This window comes from Paenibacillus favisporus, from assembly GCF_040545415.1.
Classification (GTDB): Bacteria; Bacillota; Bacilli; order Paenibacillales; family Paenibacillaceae; genus Paenibacillus_AQ; species Paenibacillus_AQ favisporus.
In genome coordinates this window covers 890,796-907,884 of record NZ_JBEPLV010000003.1, presented here as the reverse complement: position 1 = coordinate 907,884, position 17,089 = coordinate 890,796, and the positions used below count along the sequence as shown (strand labels likewise).

Sequence of the window (17,089 nt, the reverse complement as noted above, 5' to 3'; positions counted from 1 at the left end):
GAAAGGCTTCCCTGAAATCAACCTATTTGCGGCTTTGCTGATCGATAATTCCGTCTTTGTTGTTGTAACGCTCCGTGGCTTCTTTGACGATCTCATCGCCGCCCTTTTGCTTATACTCCTCGATGACTTTAGGAAAATCGCTGATCGGCTCTTTGCCGTAGATCATTTTGACCATGTGGTCGATGATGAGCTTCGGCGCCTGGTCCGGACGCTTGGAAGCCAAGTCAGGGAACTGGCTGAAGGATTCCAGGTCCGGCACAAATCCGATCCCTCCCACGCCTTCTTTGGCCAGCGTATCATCGAGCGCCTTCAGCACGTCTTGTCCGCCTGGGAGCAATTCGGTCCGTTCACGGTTGATCGTTCCGTCACCGACCCAGCGAAGCAGCGAGCGGAATCCGGCTTCGTCCTGAGCGGCTTTGCCTTCCGGCAGCTTGTAATCGATTTTTCCGTCTTTAACCGTGTAATCCTCGCCCTCGATGCCAAAGCTGTAGAAGTTTTTCGCTTCCGGCGTCTGCATCCACTCGAACATTTGGATGATCCGGGCTGCTTTCTCTTTGCTGACCTTGCTGTTGATATAGAGCGAAGTGTTAACCGAGCTGTACAATCCATAACCCTTCTGTCCGTTGTCCCCTATCGGTGACGGGATGATATCGACCTTGGCGCCGGGAACCGCCGCACCGATCTTCGTACGGAAATCGAGAAGGCTGGCGGCATTGGCTGTCCACATGCCGGCATTGCCAGCTTCGATATTTTCGCTGTACTGAGGCGCCTGGATCGTCGCGAAATCTTTCTGGATCAGGCCTTCGTCATACATCGTTTTGTAGACGGTCAGCGCCTTTTCCATATTTTCAGCGTTAAAAAACTTCGGTACGACCTGGCCGTTCATTTCGGTAAACTGATAGCCCAGGGCGTCATACGCACCAAATACGATGTCCGCGTATTTAAAATTCTCCCTCATCTGATACGGCGCGCTCACGCCAAGTTTTTTAAACGCACGCAGGACGTTCAGGAAATCGTCCATCGTTTGGGGCGCCGGCAGGCCCGTTTTTTCCAGCAGGTCGGTCCGGATGTAAGTGGCGCGGCGGGAAGGGTTGCTGAGCCAGGTCGGCACGCCGTAGATTTTCCCCTTGTAGCTCACCTCGTCCCACGCTTCCTTCGGAACGGCTTTCATCAGGTTCGGAGCATACTCTTTCAGCAAGTCGTCCAGCGGCATAAACACGCCGGCCTGAACCGAACCGGCCATAGACTTATCCGTTGCCCCGCCGACGTTTTGCACGACGTCCGGAATATCGCCGCCGGCGAACATGACGGCCATCTTCGCATCGAAGTCTTTCAAGGGAATCAGCCTGATGTCCAAATCCACGTTGGCTCTCTTCTCGACCTCCTTGACCCATTTCTCGTTGTTGATGTCCTTGGAGCCTTCCGCGTAAGCGTTTCCACTTGTGGTTAAAGAGATGCTGAATTTCACCGGTTTCGATGCGTCGGCCGCATCGTCACTGCCGCTCGAGGCGCTTTTGTTTCCACAGCCTGCGGTCAGACCCGTGACAAGCGCTGCCGCGAGGATCAGACTGACCCATTTTTTCATCTTATAATCCCCTCTCTTCATGCAAAGTGCAAAAGATATTCTCTTTGCTGCTGTCCCCATCATAAGGCTTAACCAGGGAAGCTCCCATGGGGCGGATTATTGTCGTGATGTGTTTTTTTGCGGTTTTTTACGGCTGTCTGACCATAAAAAAATCCCGTATTCCATGCTCCGGAATACAGGATTTGCTTAACTTACTTCTTTGTTTGCGCCTAGCCGCTGCCCGCCATGGGCAGGGCCTGCATAGGCGCGGCTGCCTCTTGCCCCGCTGGGCTGCTCAGCTCTTTTACGCCGGAAATCGGCATCCGCATCATCATCCGGGTTCCCAACTCGGGACTGCTTTCCACAGTTACGCCGTAGTCCTCGCCGAACACCAGCTGAATCCGTCTGTGCACATTGGGTACGCCGATCCCGCCCGCGCTGCCCCGGTCCTCCTCGTCGGCAAGCCGGTTCTCGCTCAGCTTGGCGCGAAGCTCCTCAAGCCGCTCTGGGGCCATGCCGCAGCCGTTGTCCTGCACACTGACCCAGAAGGAATCTCCCTCTTCGCCGGCATCAATGACGATCGTATGATGATCCTCCACCCCTTGCCTGAAGGCGTGCTGGAACACATTTTCCACCAGCGGCTGAAGTGTGAGCCGGACCATCTTCCGCAGAAGCAGCTCCGGCCTTACCCTCACATCAATCTCGAACGTCCGGCCGATCCGGTGATTGATAATGACCATGAAGTACATGACGTGCTTGAGCTCATTCGCTACCGTGATCTCTTCCAGATTGGTCCGCACCGAATAGTGCAGCATATATGACAGAGCGCCGACGATCTCCGTAATTTCGTCCGAGTCCTGAATAACCGCGTAACATACGACCGTTTCCAGTGTATTGTACAGGAAATGCGGGTTGATCTGCAGCTGGAGCGACTGAAACTCGGCCTTCTGCCGTTCGGCCTGCATTTCCTTGTTCCTCAGCTCCGCGCGGTACACCGTGTCGACCATCTCCGATAAGCGGTTCACCATCAGGTTGTAGCGGATCATCAGCTCGGTAATTTCGTCCCGGTGCTTCGGAAGCGGAATGAACTTCCAGTTTCCCTTCTCCGTCTGGCTCATCCCCTTCATGAGCGTCCGGATCGGGGTCGTAATCGACTTGCCGAACCGGCTCGCCAGGAATAACGCCGTCAGGAACGTAATGACCGCAACGACGATAATGGAGCTGCGAATCGTGTTAAGCGGTTTTTGCAGCTGGCTGTACGGAATGGATACCACCAGATTCCACCCGGAGTATTCGGCTTTGCGGCTGATATATACCCGGTCCATTCCCTCCGCCGAACTGCGGAACATCTCGGTGCCGGCCTCGCTGATTTGCTTGCCCAGGCTGGACGGAACGATCGATCCTACCTTGTTCTGATCGTTGTGGTATTGTATCCTGCCTTCGCCGTCCACAATGAAAAAATAGCTGTCCTTCCCCAGATCGATCCCCTTCCACAGGGTGGACAGCTCCTCCGCCTTGACCTCGATCCCCACAAAACCTTTCATGTCCGTGGAACGAAGTCCGCGGATGCGGCGGATCAGCGTCATCATCGGCGTCTTTTCGCCCAAAATGCTGTAATTCATAATGGTCAGCCGGCCGCTTTCATCCGTGTGCTCCTTAAAATATCGGATCTGTTTGGCGGTATCTTCCGGCTTAAAGGATGGTTCCGATCCGCCGTTATAATAATAGAGCGCATTCCCGGAGTAACCGATGATGTACAGTGCTTCGATCTCGGGATTGCGGATCCACACCGGATCCACGATCGCATCCCGGATATCGGTCATGTAGCGGTAATTTTCGTACTCCTCCCGGTCAGCCGGCAGATCGATGTACCGTTTGACCCTGAGGTCGGTCAGCAGCGCCACCATCGACCGCTGATAAGACGACAAATACAGGTTGGTATGGTGTACGGCATTGTCCACGATCTGGACCATTTGGCTCTTTGCGCTTTTTTGCAGCTGCTTGGCTGAAATGCTGTAGAAGGCGATGCCAACCGCAGACAGGGAAAGAAGAATCACGATGGTAAAATACAAAAGCAGCTTCAGCCTCAGGGATACTCTCATCATTCAATGCCAAAGGAAGACCGGTACTCCGACGGGGATACGCCGACGAAATTTTTGAAGGTCTTCGTAAAATGGGGATAATCCTCGTACCCCACCTTGACCGCGATATCGGTGATCGTCAGGGTCGGTACGGCAAGCAGCCTGCGCGCTTCTTCCATCCGTTTCTTGATCCGGTAATGCACAAATGTCTCCCCTGTCATTTTCTTGAAAAGAGCGCTGAAATAGGTCCTGGCGAGCCCCACCCGCTTGGCCACTTCCTCCAGTGTGATGTCCTCCGACAGATGCTGGTCGATAAAGGCTTTGGCCTCTTCGATCGGATCCTTGAAATTGCCTTTCCGTGTCAGCTGAAGCTCCTCGAGAATCCGGTCCATGCTGGCGGTAAAAGCGGTCATGACTTCCTTCTTCGTATTGGACGCGCCTTGTGTACCCCTGCAACCGGAACGCGGCTTCCAGCCGCGGCTCTCCAGCCGTTCTGTGATCATGCCAAGGCAGTCGCTCAGCACCGCTTCCATGTTGATCACGTTCAGCCCATCGAACAAGCCCGACCGTTCGCCCTCTTCAATGATGCGAATCGTTTCGTCCCGCTGCAGCAGCCAGATGCTCTGCTCGAGCTGATGCGCCCACTCCACATATTTTTGCACAGGAATAATGCTGCCGGTCATCCCTGATATCAGCTCCTTCAGCGTATCGTGTACGTCCTGCTGGGTCACCGGCTTCAACAAATAGCGCTTGACCCCGTACGCCATAGCCCGCTGTGCATACTGAAAGTCATTATAACCGGATATGACGACAACCTGAACATGACTGAATTCCCGGTGTATCCGTTCGCACAGCTCTAGTCCGTCCATCCGCTTCATCCGCAAATCCGTCAGCACCAGGTGCGGTTCCAGATTCCGGATCGTCTCGAAAGCAGCCTCCCCGTCATCGGCGGTATAAATCGCGGAGAAGGAAGCCGGATAACGTTGAACCATCTTAACCAATCCTTTTTGAATGACAGGCTCATCTTCCACAATCAAAACTCGCACTTGTATCAAACCCCTTCCTAGAGCGGATAGAAAAAGCGCAGCTGCATTATCGAAAAGAGAAAGAAATGTCGCATCCTATCGGTTGTGCTGGATCAGCACCCCTTGCTTGGCCCGGTACCTCGCCGTCGCTTCCTGAATAATCGCATTTCCGCCGCGTTCCCGGTATTCCCGGACGACCTTCGGCCAATCCGAGATCGGTTCCTTGCCGTAAATCATTTTGACCATATGGTCAACGATCACGGGCGGCGCCTGGTTCGGCCGCTCCGAAGCAAGATCGGGGTAGGCACTGAAGGACTCCAGCTCGGGAACAAAGACGATGCTTCCCAGCCCTTCCTTCGGCAGCGTCACGTCCAAAGCATGGAGCAGATCCTTCCCGCCCGGCACCAGTTCCGTTCTGGCCCGGTTGATCGTCAGATCGTGCGTCAGCCACAGCAGTTCGCGGAAGGTCTCCTCGTCCTGCTCCTCCCTTGTCTTCGGAAAATGATACGCAATCGTCCCATGGTCTTCTGTATAGGTGTCGCCCTCGATCCCGAACGAAAAAAAACGCTGAGCTTCGTCCGAAACCATCCAATCAAAAAACTGGAGAATGCCGATCAATTTTTCCTTGAACACATGCTTATTAATGTAGAACGAATTGATGACGGAGCTGTACAAGCCGTAGCCTTTCGTCCCTTCCGGTCCTTCCGGTGAGGGGATGATATCGATTTGGGCCCCGGGAACCGATGCCCTGAGCTTGGTGCGGAAGTCCAGCAATCCGGCGGCGTTCGCCGTCCAGCTTCCCACTCGGCCTGCTTCGATGTCATGGGTATATTCGGTTGATGAGACTGTCGCAAAATCCTCCGGGATGAGTCCCTCCATCAGCATCGTCCGGTATACCTGCAGCGCCTTCATCATATGCTCTGCATCCAAAAATTTCGGAACCACCTCACCGTTTCGGACTTCAAACTGGTAACCCAGCACGTCGTACGCGCCGAAAATGACGTCTGCATACTTGAAATTCTCCCGCATCTCATAGGGTATTTCGACCCCCAGCTTCTTGAAGGCTCGGAGCACATCCAAAAATTCGTCGACGGTTCTCGGTACGGGCAGACCCGTTTGCGCCAGCAGGTCCGATCGGATATACGTTGCCCTGCGCGACGGGTTGCCGAGCCAGGCCGGAATTCCATAAATATGCCCCTCAAAGCTGGTTTCCTTCCAGGCTTCAGGCGGCACCGCTTTCCACAAATTCGGAGCATAAGTCTTGATCCAGTCATCTAGCGGAAGGAACAGTCCCGCCTGGACCGATCCGGCCATGGCGGCCGAGCTTGCCCCGCCAATCATCTGCACGACATCCGGATAGGTATCGCCTGCAAGAATAACCGGCATGCGCCGGTCGAAATCTTTCAGCGAGATCAAAGATATGGACAGCTTCGTATTTGTCAGCGCTTCCAATTGTTTGACCCAGCGGTCCGCGGACGGATCCGCCATATTCACCGCATAAGGGCTGGCACCGTTGGATATCGCCAAGCTGAAGGCCGTCGGCTGAGTAGAGGATTCTGTCACACCTTCCTGAGCCGGCTGCGGCGAAGGAGAGGCTAATCGATCCGCGCTTCCAGTCAGATAACAGAACAGGAGAATAACGGCCGCTGCCAGAATGAAATAAGCTGCTCTTTTCATGCCGTCTCTCCTCCCTGCATCCATTTGACTCCTGTTTGACTCGGCTTCGCTCTCCTGTTTTTGAGCTGCACGCAAAACCAAATTCACTCACCGGTCCAAACTCTTGCCTGCCAACCTATACTTGAGCGCTCGCCGAGCAAATAGCATGACACTGATGTTTAATATCTTATCACATTTCACATCTATGAAAACGTATACTTTTCTAGCTGTAAAAAGATAGTATCAGGCCTTGATCGACCCGATCAGCATCCCTTTGATAAAGTACTTCTGCAGGAACGGGTACACGATAATGATCGGTACAACGGAAACGACGATGACCGCCATTTGCACGCCAGCCGGAGAGATCTGGTTCACATTTTCAAGCAAGTTGCCAGCCTGACCGAGGTCATTGCTCAGAACGATCTCCCGGAGGCGAAGCTGCAGCGGGTAAAGCGCCCGGTTGTTGATAAAATACAGCGCCGACGAATACGAATTCCAGTGGGATACCGCATAGAACAGCCCCATGGTTGCCATGGCCGGTTTGGACAGCGGAAGAATGACGCTCCACATCGTGCGCAGCTCTCCCGCCCCGTCGATCCGAGCGCTGTCGATCAGCTCCGACGGAAGGGCGACGAAGAAGGAGCGCATGATGAACAGGTTGTATGCGCTGATGGCCGACGGAATGATCAAGGCCCATAACGAGTCGATCAGATGCAGGTTTTTGATCACCATATAGTTAGGGATCAGCGGCGCCTGAAAGATCATCGTAATCAGTATAAAAATCAGCACGACTTTGCGGAACGAATACTCGGGTCTGGACAACGGATACGCCAGTGATGCGGTCAGGATCAAGTTGATCAGCGTCCCGACGACCGTGATGAATACGCTTACCATAAACGCTCGCCAGATGGAGCTGTCTCCCAAAATGACATGGTAGTTTGTCAGCGTCCAATCGACCGGGATCAGCTTGACCTTGCCCGCATTGATCGCCTGGCTGCTGCTGAACGATTTGGCGAGCACATGGAGAAGAGGGAACACCATCAAGCATCCGACCAGCGTCAAGAAAATATAATTAAATCCGTCGAATAAGCTGCCTTTATTTTTCATTGTGCCATCCTTCTCCTTTCTAGTATAGTCCTTCGCCCGAAGCCCGCTTGCTCAGCGTATTCCCGATCATGACAAGCACCAGTCCGACCACCGATTTGAAGAGGCCGATCGCCGTCGTGTAGCTGTACTGCTGATCAATGAGGCCGACCCGGTAAATGTAGGTGTCGAGGATGTCGCCCTTGCTTTCATTCAGCGAATTGACGAAGACGAATACGCGTTCAAAGCCGAAATCAAGGAAGTTTCCGATATGGAGCAGGAACATAATGGTGATGGTCGGCAGGATGGCCGGGATCGTGATCGACAGGGTTTGTCTCCAGCGGCTGGCACCGTCGATGCGGGCGGCTTCATACAGCTCAGGATTGACGCTGGCTAGTGCGGCCAAATACACAATCGTGCCCCAGCCGCTGTCTTTCCAGATCCCCGTTCCGACCAGGATGCTCCGGATATACGAATCCTCGCCCAGAAAGTAAATCGATTTGAGTCCGAATGCATTCAATACCTGATTCACGATTCCTGTCGTCGGCGATAATATGCCGATCATGATCCCTCCGATAATGACCCAGGAGAGGAAGTGAGGCAGATAGACGACCGTTTGGAGAATCCGCTTGTACACGACTTTCCTCAATTCGTTCAGGAGCAGCGCAAAGATAATCGGAACCGGAAAGGCAAAGATCAGATCATAAAATCCGATCAGAACCGTATTTTCAAGAATCCGCAGAAATTCCGGGTAAGTGAACATCCTGCGGAACTGGTCGAGTCCGACCCATGGACTGCCTGTAAAGCCCTTGAAGATGTTGTAGTTTTGAAACGCCATGACGGACCCCAGCAGGGGCAGGTATTTAAACACGATAAAATAAATGATTCCAGGCAGTGAGATCAGGTACAGCGCCTTGTATTTGCGCAGATTGCTCATCCGCCTTTTGGGTACGGGTAAGGCCGGACTGGAGGCTGAGATGGCAGCTGGCGCTTGTTCTGGCATAAATATCGCTCCTTTTTGTATAGATCGCTTCATCGCTAATGTTAATCTTTTTGTCCGGACCCTCGGAATGGGGATTTGTCGCTTCACTTGTGTTTTATTACGGTGGCGTTCATCCTTTGCGTGCCCGAATGCAGCAGCTTTCCCCAGCTGCCAAGGTGATCACATATTCAAAACCGGAAGGGTCATCGTCGGACTTATCGCCCGAGGCACCGGCTCCCAGGTGACCGGAAACAGCGAGCTCCAAGGGGACGGGCGACCACAGGCGGCACAAGCCCGCCTTGGAGGAGCGGATCGTCACCTCGTCAAGCGTCCCTTTACTCCAAGACAGACCTACGGTATACCCCCCTCTTGCCCGCAGGCCTTCAACACGGCCGGAGCGCCACGCCTTCGGCAGGGCCGGCAGCAGCCGGATCTCCCCTGCATGGGATTGCAGCAGCATTTCCGCCGCTCCCGCCGCTCCGCCAAAGTTGCCATCGATTTGAAAAGGCGGATGGCAGTCCAGCAAATTCGGATACGTGGAGATCGCAAACAGCTTCATCAAATGCCCGTAAGCCTCCTGCCCCCTGCCAAGCCGGGCATAGAAATTGACGGTCCAGGCCCGGCTCCAGCCCGTATGGCCGCCGCCTGCGGCGAGGCGCCGCGCGAGCGTCCGCTCGGCAGCAGCCGCCAGCTCCGGCGTGCGCCGAACATCAATCAGCTCACCCGGATGCAGGGCGAACAGCTGCGAAATATGCCGGTGTCCGGGATCGGCCTCCTCATCATCGCGCAGCCATTCCATAATTTGTCCGTGTTTACCAACAGCCGGGCGCGGAATGCGTTCGATCGTCTCCCGCAATTCGCCGAGAAATGCCTGATCCTCCTCGCCGATGATCGCCGCCGCTTCCAAGCAGGCGGACAGCAGCGTCAACGCGATTTGTGAATCCATCGCCGGACCGATGCACAGGCTGCCGCTGCCGCCGTCCGGGAGAACGAACCGGTTCTCTGGAGAAACAGACGGTCCCGTAACCCGATAACCGTCCTCCTCGATCATGTAATCGAGAAGAAATAGCGCCGCTTCCTTCATCGCCGGGTATGCCCGTTCGGTAAGAAAAGCCAGATCACCCCCGAAACGGTAGTGCTCCCATAGATGGAGGCACAGCCACGCGGCGCCCATCGGCCACACCGTGCAGGTCATCAGAATCCCTTCCGGCCGGGTTTCAGCCCACAGATTCGTGTTGTGATGGGCAGTAAAGCCCCGGCAGCCGTACATCTCGCGAGCGGTAGCCCGTCCGTTAGGCCGCATCCGGTCGATCAGATCAAACAGCGGTTCATGGCAATCGGATAAATGGAGCACTTCAGCCGGCCAGTAATTCATCTGAACGTTGATGTTGATCGTATATTTGGATTCCCACGGCGGGGTATAACTGTCGTTCCAAATCCCCTGCAGATTGGCCGCTAAGGTGCCCGGCCGGGAGCAGGATATGAGCAAATAGCGCCCATATTGAACGTAGAGGGCCGCCAGACCGGGATCTTCAATCTCCGCTTCATTAGGCAGCAAATCGTTTCTGTTTCCTTCGCCGCTTTCATGTCCCAACGCATGCTGCAACCGGAGCAACCGCTGGTCTGTAGGAAGAGCGGCAAGCGGATCCCCGTCCGGCGTCAGATCGATCGCAAAGCGGCCGAACCGGGACGCATACTCGTCTATATGCCGTTTCAGCAGCGTTTCAAACGGTTTCGCCGCTGCTCTCTCCAGCTGCTCCAGGCAAACTTCTGCCGGCTGCTTCACCCGAAACGTGCTGTGCGCCGCCAGCAGCAGGGTCACAGCATCCGCTCCTTCGATCGAAAGGTAATCACCGATAACCCGCTGCCGTCCTCCCTGAATTACGGCACGAAAGGCTGCACTAAACCGGACGCCGTCCGTTCCGCATTCCCCGTCCATGACGATGGCTCCCGAAGGGTCGGTCCGGCAGCCATAATCGAGCGGCCGGCGCATGAGGTTGACGGCCAGCGTAAGCTGTCCCGGCTGGTCCGCGGTCAATCGGATGACCAGAACCCCATCCGGTTCGCTGGCGAAATAGCTCCGCCGATACCGGACGCCCTTGTGCCGGTATCGAACGTCCACAACGGCTTGCTCCAAATCCAGCTGCCGCTCGTAGTCTTCCGCAGGCCCTTCCTGATCAAGGAATTTGATCATCAGATCCCCTAGAGGCTGGTATGGCTGCTCATATTTAGGGGAAGCCGTCATCGCCATTCTCGCCAAGTGCTCCGCTTCTGCCTGCTTTCCTTCCTTAAGCAGCGTCCGGATCTCAGACAAATAGGGCTGGGACCGGGGATTGGCCGCCCGTCCCGGACCGCCGTACCAAATCGAATCCTCATTGAGCTGGACTTTTTCCAGACCCGGCGTGCCGAACACCATTGCACCCAGCCGCCCGTTCCCTATGGGCAGTGCTTCATTCCACCCGGCTGCCGGCCGGGTGTACCATAATCGAAGGTCCCTCGTAGTTGTAGTTGTACGCTCTTGCAAGCTGACATCCTGTTTGACCACATGCTTCACCTCTCCTCTTCCTCCGGCCTTTGCTGCATACACATCTATTTGGGTATACCCACCTCAAAAATGATCGCTTTCATCGGCACATCCCCGTCATTTCGCAGGCCGTGCCTCCACCAAGGCTTGTTCAGAACGATGTCCCCGGCTTCCACCCGGTACGTTCTTCCGTTCACCGTCATCAAGCCGCTGCCTTCGAGCAGAACGTACAGTTCTTCATCCTCACGGTGACCATGCAGGCCGATGGATGACCCCGGCGGGATGATTGTGTAATGCAAAAATTTCAGCGGCGTATCGAAATCGTCGCTCCCGAACAGCTTGCTGCCATGCACCAAGCCTTCACCTCCATGGCTTACAGAGCCTGTAAGTTCGGCCCGAAGAAAATTGCGGATAACGGCCGGCCCGTATCCCCAGCTGTCCGAAGGATCCACAGGGACGCCTGTCCGGAGAGACCTTCTCGTGTAATCCGCCAAAGCCTGATTTTTCAAATAATCCCTGGCATTCGTTTCACCCGGGCGGTGTTCCTCCAGTGACCGCAAAAACTCGGTGAACGGCCCCGGGGCGTCCACATCGCTAAAATCCTCGATCCGCCGGACGCCTTCCGCCGTCACGAGCTCGAGCACGCCGCCCGCAAAGGTCAAGCTGCCCAGCGATCCCTCGATCCGCCAATCGCCGGCCCACTGCGTTTCCCGCCCCTGGCTGGTCAAGGAGCAGCGAAACGAGGCCTGGATTCCGGCCTGCAGGTCCATAACAATATGAAACACATGCCTGCGTGAAGCATACAGCCTACTCACTTCGCGGCCGGACAAATACCGCAGCAGGTCAAAATGGTGAATGATGACTTCTTCCAGCACCTCGTCCCGTTCCAGCGTTATTTTTTGGCGCTGCCTGAAAAAATCGCATTCCATGGACCGCAGTTCACCGATCGCCCCTTCGTCCAGAAGCTGTTTCAGCCTGCGAACCGCTGGAAACGTACGGTAGTTTTCCGCGATCATAAACGGAATTTGCTCCTGTTCAGCGCGCTGCACCATCGCGGCGGCATCCTCATAATTGTCGGCGATCGGCTTTTCACAAAATACCGGCAGTTTATGATCAAATGCCAGCTCGTTAATGCGCTTGTGAACATCCCTTGGGGTAACGTTGATCAACAGATCTGGCTGTTCCCGCTCGATGGCTTCGCGTACATTTTCGTAAAAAGGGATTCCATCCGCCTCTACCGCCGTCCTTTTACCAGAGTCTATATCTGCAACGGCGAGTTCTATATCCGCATACTGGGACCGGAGCTTCCGGTACCAGCCGCCGCCAAAACCTCCCAAACCAACGAGAAGCGCTTTCATAAATAGGCCTCCTTTTATGGAAAACATCTTTTCAGATATATTCCGCACATTACGTAACTCCAGCCTCCATGCTACTCCTCATCCGCCCGTCTCTCCATGGCATAGATTCCTGGCGGTTGTGTTTTTTTATGCTTAGATAAAAAGAACCATGATTCCGCCCGTCCTACTCAATAGAGAATAGGATGGGAATCATGGCTTCATCGTCTGGCATCATTCAACAAATTGTGGATGCTGCTAAGCCGGAACTAGCTGTTGGTTACTTTTGTATGTTGTTCAGCGCTTTTTTGCCCAGCCGCTCCTCCAGCTGCTGCTTATACAGGCTCTCAACGGTCACATGCTGGCCGTAATTGTCCCAGTATCCGTCGCTGCGTGGACGGGGATCGTAGTCGCTCGGAACCAGACCGGGCACCTTCTCGCCGACATGTCCGATGGCATAGTTCTGCGCTGTCGGCGGCTGCTGGGAGGTGAGCTCTCCTTCCGTGTTCCAGCTCACATAGTTGGCCCCGGCCCAGCCATGGCCGCTGCCGAGCCAAGCTCTGTCCCGGATGGAAATCGGAGCCTTGATGTTGTCGAACAGTCCGCCTACGGACCAGCGGTGATGCGGTTCGCTGGTGTTATAATTTTTGACCGCCTCACCATCCAGAAACACGTTTGGCCCCTGCACCCTGCTGTCAACGACAAACGCATGCCGCGCAGTCTCCGTGTAGATCCGATGCACAAAATTCAGCTGGCCCATCTGATGGATCACGTACCGGCGGCCGCCGGTGATGATGCTGACCATGTCGTACATTTTGCTGTCCTGCACGGTGATCCATTTGGAGTTGCGGCTCATTTGAACGAGGGAGTACGACAGATGATACCCTGTTACATCCCGGACCCAGCCGTTTTTAACACTGTTAAATACAACAAAGCGCTCGGCATGCTTCTCGTCCGCATAATACGGGTCGGTCGTATCGTTATCCATGACGGTATCGATGACGCTTGGATCGAAGTCCGAATCCACCCGCATATTTTCGACGCCTACCTGCTGAATGCGGGCCTCATCCGTGTATTTGTAGATTTCACCGCCGCCCCACTGGCGCTCGATCGCGCTTGCCAGCGGCGCATCGACCGTAATCGAATTGCCGTCGACGGCCGTGATAACCCGGTCAAAATCCAGGTTGAACGGAGACCACTGGGTTGCCGTGCCGCCCGGACGGTTGTAAATGTAATCCATGCCGATCGCATGAATCCAGTTTTTATCCCCGATCCGGCGGACGACGATTTGGTCGCCTACATGATAGGCACTGGCATCTTCCACATGAAAGGTTCGCGCACCCGATGGCACGTACAAATCGGAGATCGTCTGCTTAGAGCCACTATCCAAAGTAAGGCCAACATTCTCCCCGATTTCGATCAAATTGCGTGGATTGGCCCCGGTGCCGTATATAAGCGTTCCTTTTTCGTCCTGACCCATGCCCCGCAGCACGATCCCGCTGGCTTTGACGGTCAGTGTGCCGCCGACGTCATATCTGCCTTTTTTCAGCAGGACCGTGCCACGGAACCCGTCCTTGCCGAGCGGAAGCCGGGCCACCTCATCGATCGCTGCCTGGATTCGTGCCGTGTCATCTCCGTCTCCCGGAGATACGGTGGCTTTTACGGGCACGTTCGGTATCTTTACACCACCGCCCATATAGCCGACATTCGAGAAGTCGAGAATTTGGTTGCCGCGGTAATCGCCGATGTATACCATTTTCCCGTCTTTACCCAGGAAAGCGATTGGGCTCTGTCCCGCAGGAACGCTTTTGGGATCAAGCACGGTAAAATAATATGATTCGTACACAGGTTCTTTGCCGCTCTGTTCAATCGTCAACCGCAGCTGATAGGACCCTTGCTGGTCCGCTTTCCCCACAGGCGTCCATTCCACCGCTTCTCCTTTAGTCAACGCTGTCTTTGGCAAGGCATCAATGGTCTTATTTCCGTTATAAATCAACTCGCCTGTGACATTTCCGTTTACGGTAGGCGTCAGGGACACGGTCGGATAAACGTCCTGCGGTTCGATGACGGCCGGCTGTCCGATCTCCGTCTTCATCCACGGATGCGTCAGTTTGGAGTTGACGACATAGGCTTCGCCTTGAAAAGCTGCGGGATCATCAACCACCACCCAGAGGTCGCTTGTCTTCAAGTCTTCTGTTGTATGTACGACCGCCTGCATCAGCGAAGCCCCGACCTGGTTCGCCGTCACGGTTCCCGAAGGGGATACGGACACGTCCATGGTGGAAGATTTAAAGGTTTTCGCCACTTCGCTTAAATCCACGACGCTGCCGGATTTCAGTTCACCTTTCAAAAACAGCGCAGCTTCTTCTCCTTTGTTCAGCCGGATTTCGCTGTTGTTCGGGTATTCCTTCCCGGCCGCATCAGTAAAATAGATCCGCTGAAGGTCTGCCGGTGCAGGTTCCTCCGTACTGTTATACACGGACAGCTCGGATAGCTGCACGTTCAGGTCTTTGCTGAGATTCAGGCTCAGCTTCAAATACCGTGCGCTGACCGCCTCAAAGCTGGCGGTTTCCGATGCGCTTAAATCCTTGTTTTTGCTGAATGCTTCATTCCAATTCGTCTGGTCGTTCGAATAGAGCAGCTGGTAATCCTTCAGATTGTCTGCCCGGTTCAAGTTGAACATCACCTTGTTGAAGGTTTTCTCCTTACCCAAGTCGATGGAAAGCCACACGTTCATATCATCCTTTCTGTCGGCGGCTAATGGCTGCCATACGGTTTCGCCTTTGCCGTCCACCGCGTTCGCTGCGCTGCCCGAGCTTGCCGTCGCCGTACTGCCAACCGCCAAGTTTCCGTCCTCGGCCGCAGCAGCGTCAACTGCCTGCTTCCCACCGGCCATTGCCGCTTGGGAGCAGATCATCAATACAATCAGACTTGCGCTGACCCTTTTCCTCCAACCCGTCAAATCATATCCCACCTTTCTTGTTTTGAAATCGCTTACATATTAACAAGGCTTTCCACTGTTTAACATGTCATTTTTATCGATCGGTTTGTGTTTTCTTATTCCTTCCTCTAAACACACAAAGACGGCGACCGGCCAACATGCGAACCATGCTTCCGGAACCGCCGTCTATTTGTGACATCCATGCTAAATATCAATTCTCACCGCAGAGGCCACGATCCACGATCCATCCCTCTTGCCGGGAAGTATGGCCCATCTTCGCTTACCACTCATGCTTTTGATAAGCTATGCTTGGATACAACCTGCTCGTAAACGCTCTTCGGCCGCAGGCCGACCAGCTTCTCGACAGCCTCACCGTCGCGGAACACGATGACCGTCGGAACGGACATCACCTGATATCGGCTGGCGGCAGCAGGAGACTCATCGCAGTCCACCTTCAAAAATTGCACCTGATCCCCCATCTCTTCAGACAATTCGTCCAGCATGGGGAGCAGCTTCTTGCAGGGAGGGCACCATACCGCTCCAAATTCCACCAATGTGGTTCCCTGGGCTCTTATTTGCGACGCAAACGTCGTATCGTTAACCGCTTGAATACTCATTTAACCTTCCTCCTGACCGGATAGGGATCGTTCGAACAGGATGGAATCGATGCGCTCGGTCAAATTGGCCCGGATGCTGGTCAGCACCTGAATCTGTTTATCGATCTCCTGAAGCTTTTGCTGGTAAATCGGCAGCACGTCTTTACAAAAAGCTTCCTTGTTCTGCAAGACGCACTGCAGAATTCCGGATATTTCGTCTGTGGACAATCCGAGGTTCAAATACAGCTGAATGGCCTGCACCTGCTCGACCGCAAACGGGGTATATTCCCTGTACCCGTTCTCCTTTCGCAGTGGCGTAAGCAGCCCCTTTTGTTCATAGTAACGAAGGGAGCGAATGCTAACACCGGTCCGCTCCGCCAATTCTCCAATGTTCAAGGCTCCATCTCCTCCTTCCTGCCCGGTAGGTCTTTATTGTAAACCCTGACACTAATGTGAGGGTCAAGAGGCAGGCCAATTATTTTTTTATAAAAAGCTTTCGTATGCGTTCGGAAAATTCCTGTAAATTAATGTTCAACGGATCGAGATGGTTATAAGCCGTCTTCACAGCTTCAATCAGCCATAAGGGGATCCTTTTGCCTTCCAGTAGCGGATACACGTTATCATACGCCCATTCCAGATGCTCCCACCGCTTATCGTTTCCGCTCTGGATATATTCAGACACGTCAATGACTTTCCCGCGCCCGTCCTGAAGCAGCACATTTTTCAGATGAATGTCCCTGGGGTTAAGCCCTTTGCTCCTTACAAATGCACGAGCGGCATCCACGTCGTCGATGACCTGCCTTGGCACCGGGATTCCATACAGGAGGCAATCATACAGAGTCATACCTTCTTCCCGGCTGATGACGACATAGCGTTCTCCTGATCCGTAAAACACAGGAAAAAACGGACTGCCTTCCAGCCGGCTGTAGACATGAATTTCCGCCTGCTTCTTTGGAAGCGCAGCTTCCGTGTACAGCTTATATGCATATGCTGGAAGCGGTTCGTATACAAACACAGCCGCGTCGGTTCCGATGCCGATACAGACTAAATCCTCCGATTCACCGGTTATCGCCACCGGCTCGTTGCTGCCTTGTTTCAGCACTTCCATTCGGGATAGAGCATGTTCGGCCTGCTTCCACTCTTTACTGTTGTTCATTGTTCGACCGCCCCCTGCGAGCTTAGGTTTTACTTATTCTACTGTATTTGAGCCGGGTAATCCAAGTGAATGGCAGGCTCGTTGGTTATAGTTAAGGATTTCGCTCCCTCTGTAATATAAAACCACCGCCCCTTTAGTGGATGAAGG

At 54.3% G+C, this 17,089-nt stretch carries 12 protein-coding genes; all 12 read right to left on the bottom strand.

What is annotated here, in order from left to right:
• Positions 1–22 precede the first annotated feature (22 nt).
• The 12 genes from ABID47_RS17185 to ABID47_RS17130 all read right to left on the bottom strand — a co-directional run bounded on the left by ABID47_RS17185 (position 23) and on the right by ABID47_RS17130 (position 16,942).
• On the bottom strand, positions 23–1,585 hold the full coding sequence (locus ABID47_RS17185) for an extracellular solute-binding protein (RefSeq protein WP_251675421.1): 1,563 nt from the start codon (positions 1,583–1,585) through the stop codon (positions 23–25).
• A gap of 209 nt (positions 1,586–1,794) precedes the next feature.
• Entirely contained in the window at positions 1,795–3,636 is a 1,842-nt protein-coding gene (locus ABID47_RS17180; protein ID WP_354498471.1) for a cache domain-containing sensor histidine kinase, read from the bottom strand.
• A gap of 29 nt (positions 3,637–3,665) precedes the next feature.
• Complete coding sequence (locus ABID47_RS17175) at positions 3,666–4,691, bottom strand: response regulator transcription factor (protein ID WP_354498469.1); 1,026 nt, start codon at positions 4,689–4,691, stop codon at positions 3,666–3,668.
• A 75-nt stretch (positions 4,692–4,766) separates the two neighbouring features.
• Positions 4,767–6,347: an extracellular solute-binding protein gene (locus ABID47_RS17170; protein ID WP_354498467.1), complete on the bottom strand. Its 1,581-nt coding sequence runs from the start codon at positions 6,345–6,347 to the stop codon at positions 4,767–4,769.
• Positions 6,348–6,569: 222 nt separating this feature from the next.
• Positions 6,570–7,433, bottom strand: a complete 864-nt coding sequence (locus ABID47_RS17165; RefSeq protein ID WP_116230708.1) for a carbohydrate ABC transporter permease — start codon at positions 7,431–7,433, stop codon at positions 6,570–6,572.
• A gap of 19 nt (positions 7,434–7,452) precedes the next feature.
• Positions 7,453–8,412, bottom strand: a complete 960-nt coding sequence (locus ABID47_RS17160) for an ABC transporter permease (RefSeq protein ID WP_116230709.1) — start codon at positions 8,410–8,412, stop codon at positions 7,453–7,455.
• A gap of 109 nt (positions 8,413–8,521) precedes the next feature.
• Positions 8,522–10,936, bottom strand: coding sequence for a glycoside hydrolase family 95 protein (locus tag ABID47_RS17155; RefSeq protein WP_354498465.1), 2,415 nt, complete (start codon positions 10,934–10,936; stop codon positions 8,522–8,524).
• Between the two features lie 44 nt (positions 10,937–10,980).
• Entirely contained in the window at positions 10,981–12,273 is a 1,293-nt protein-coding gene (locus tag ABID47_RS17150) for a cupin domain-containing protein (RefSeq protein ID WP_354498463.1), read from the bottom strand.
• Positions 12,274–12,529: 256 nt separating this feature from the next.
• A complete protein-coding gene (locus ABID47_RS17145; protein WP_354498461.1) occupies positions 12,530–15,211 on the bottom strand; it encodes a discoidin domain-containing protein in 2,682 nt (893 codons plus the stop codon).
• Positions 15,212–15,477: 266 nt separating this feature from the next.
• The gene (trxA, locus tag ABID47_RS17140; RefSeq protein ID WP_354498458.1) at positions 15,478–15,807 is read right to left on the bottom strand and encodes a thioredoxin; all 330 of its coding nucleotides are present in this window, start codon (positions 15,805–15,807) and stop codon (positions 15,478–15,480) included.
• Positions 15,808–16,182 (bottom strand): MerR family transcriptional regulator, encoded by a 375-nt coding sequence (locus ABID47_RS17135; RefSeq protein ID WP_116230713.1) that lies wholly within the window; start codon positions 16,180–16,182, stop codon positions 15,808–15,810.
• A 79-nt stretch (positions 16,183–16,261) separates the two neighbouring features.
• Positions 16,262–16,942, bottom strand: a complete 681-nt coding sequence (locus ABID47_RS17130) for a serine/threonine protein kinase (RefSeq protein WP_354498456.1) — start codon at positions 16,940–16,942, stop codon at positions 16,262–16,264.
• Positions 16,943–17,089: the final 147 nt, after the last annotated feature.

Coding starts and splice junctions, on each gene's coding strand:
- ABID47_RS17185 (WP_251675421.1), bottom strand. CDS start 1,585: ATGAAAAAATGGGTCAGTCTGATCCTCGCGGCAGCGCTTGTCACGGGT.
- ABID47_RS17170 (WP_354498467.1), bottom strand. CDS start 6,347: ATGAAAAGAGCAGCTTATTTCATTCTGGCAGCGGCCGTTATTCTCCTG.
- ABID47_RS17165 (WP_116230708.1), bottom strand. CDS start 7,433: ATGAAAAATAAAGGCAGCTTATTCGACGGATTTAATTATATTTTCTTG.
- ABID47_RS17160 (WP_116230709.1), bottom strand. CDS start 8,412: ATGCCAGAACAAGCGCCAGCTGCCATCTCAGCCTCCAGTCCGGCCTTA.
- ABID47_RS17150 (WP_354498463.1), bottom strand. CDS start 12,273: ATGAAAGCGCTTCTCGTTGGTTTGGGAGGTTTTGGCGGCGGCTGGTAC.
- trxA (WP_354498458.1), bottom strand. CDS start 15,807: ATGAGTATTCAAGCGGTTAACGATACGACGTTTGCGTCGCAAATAAGA.
- ABID47_RS17130 (WP_354498456.1), bottom strand. CDS start 16,942: ATGAACAACAGTAAAGAGTGGAAGCAGGCCGAACATGCTCTATCCCGA.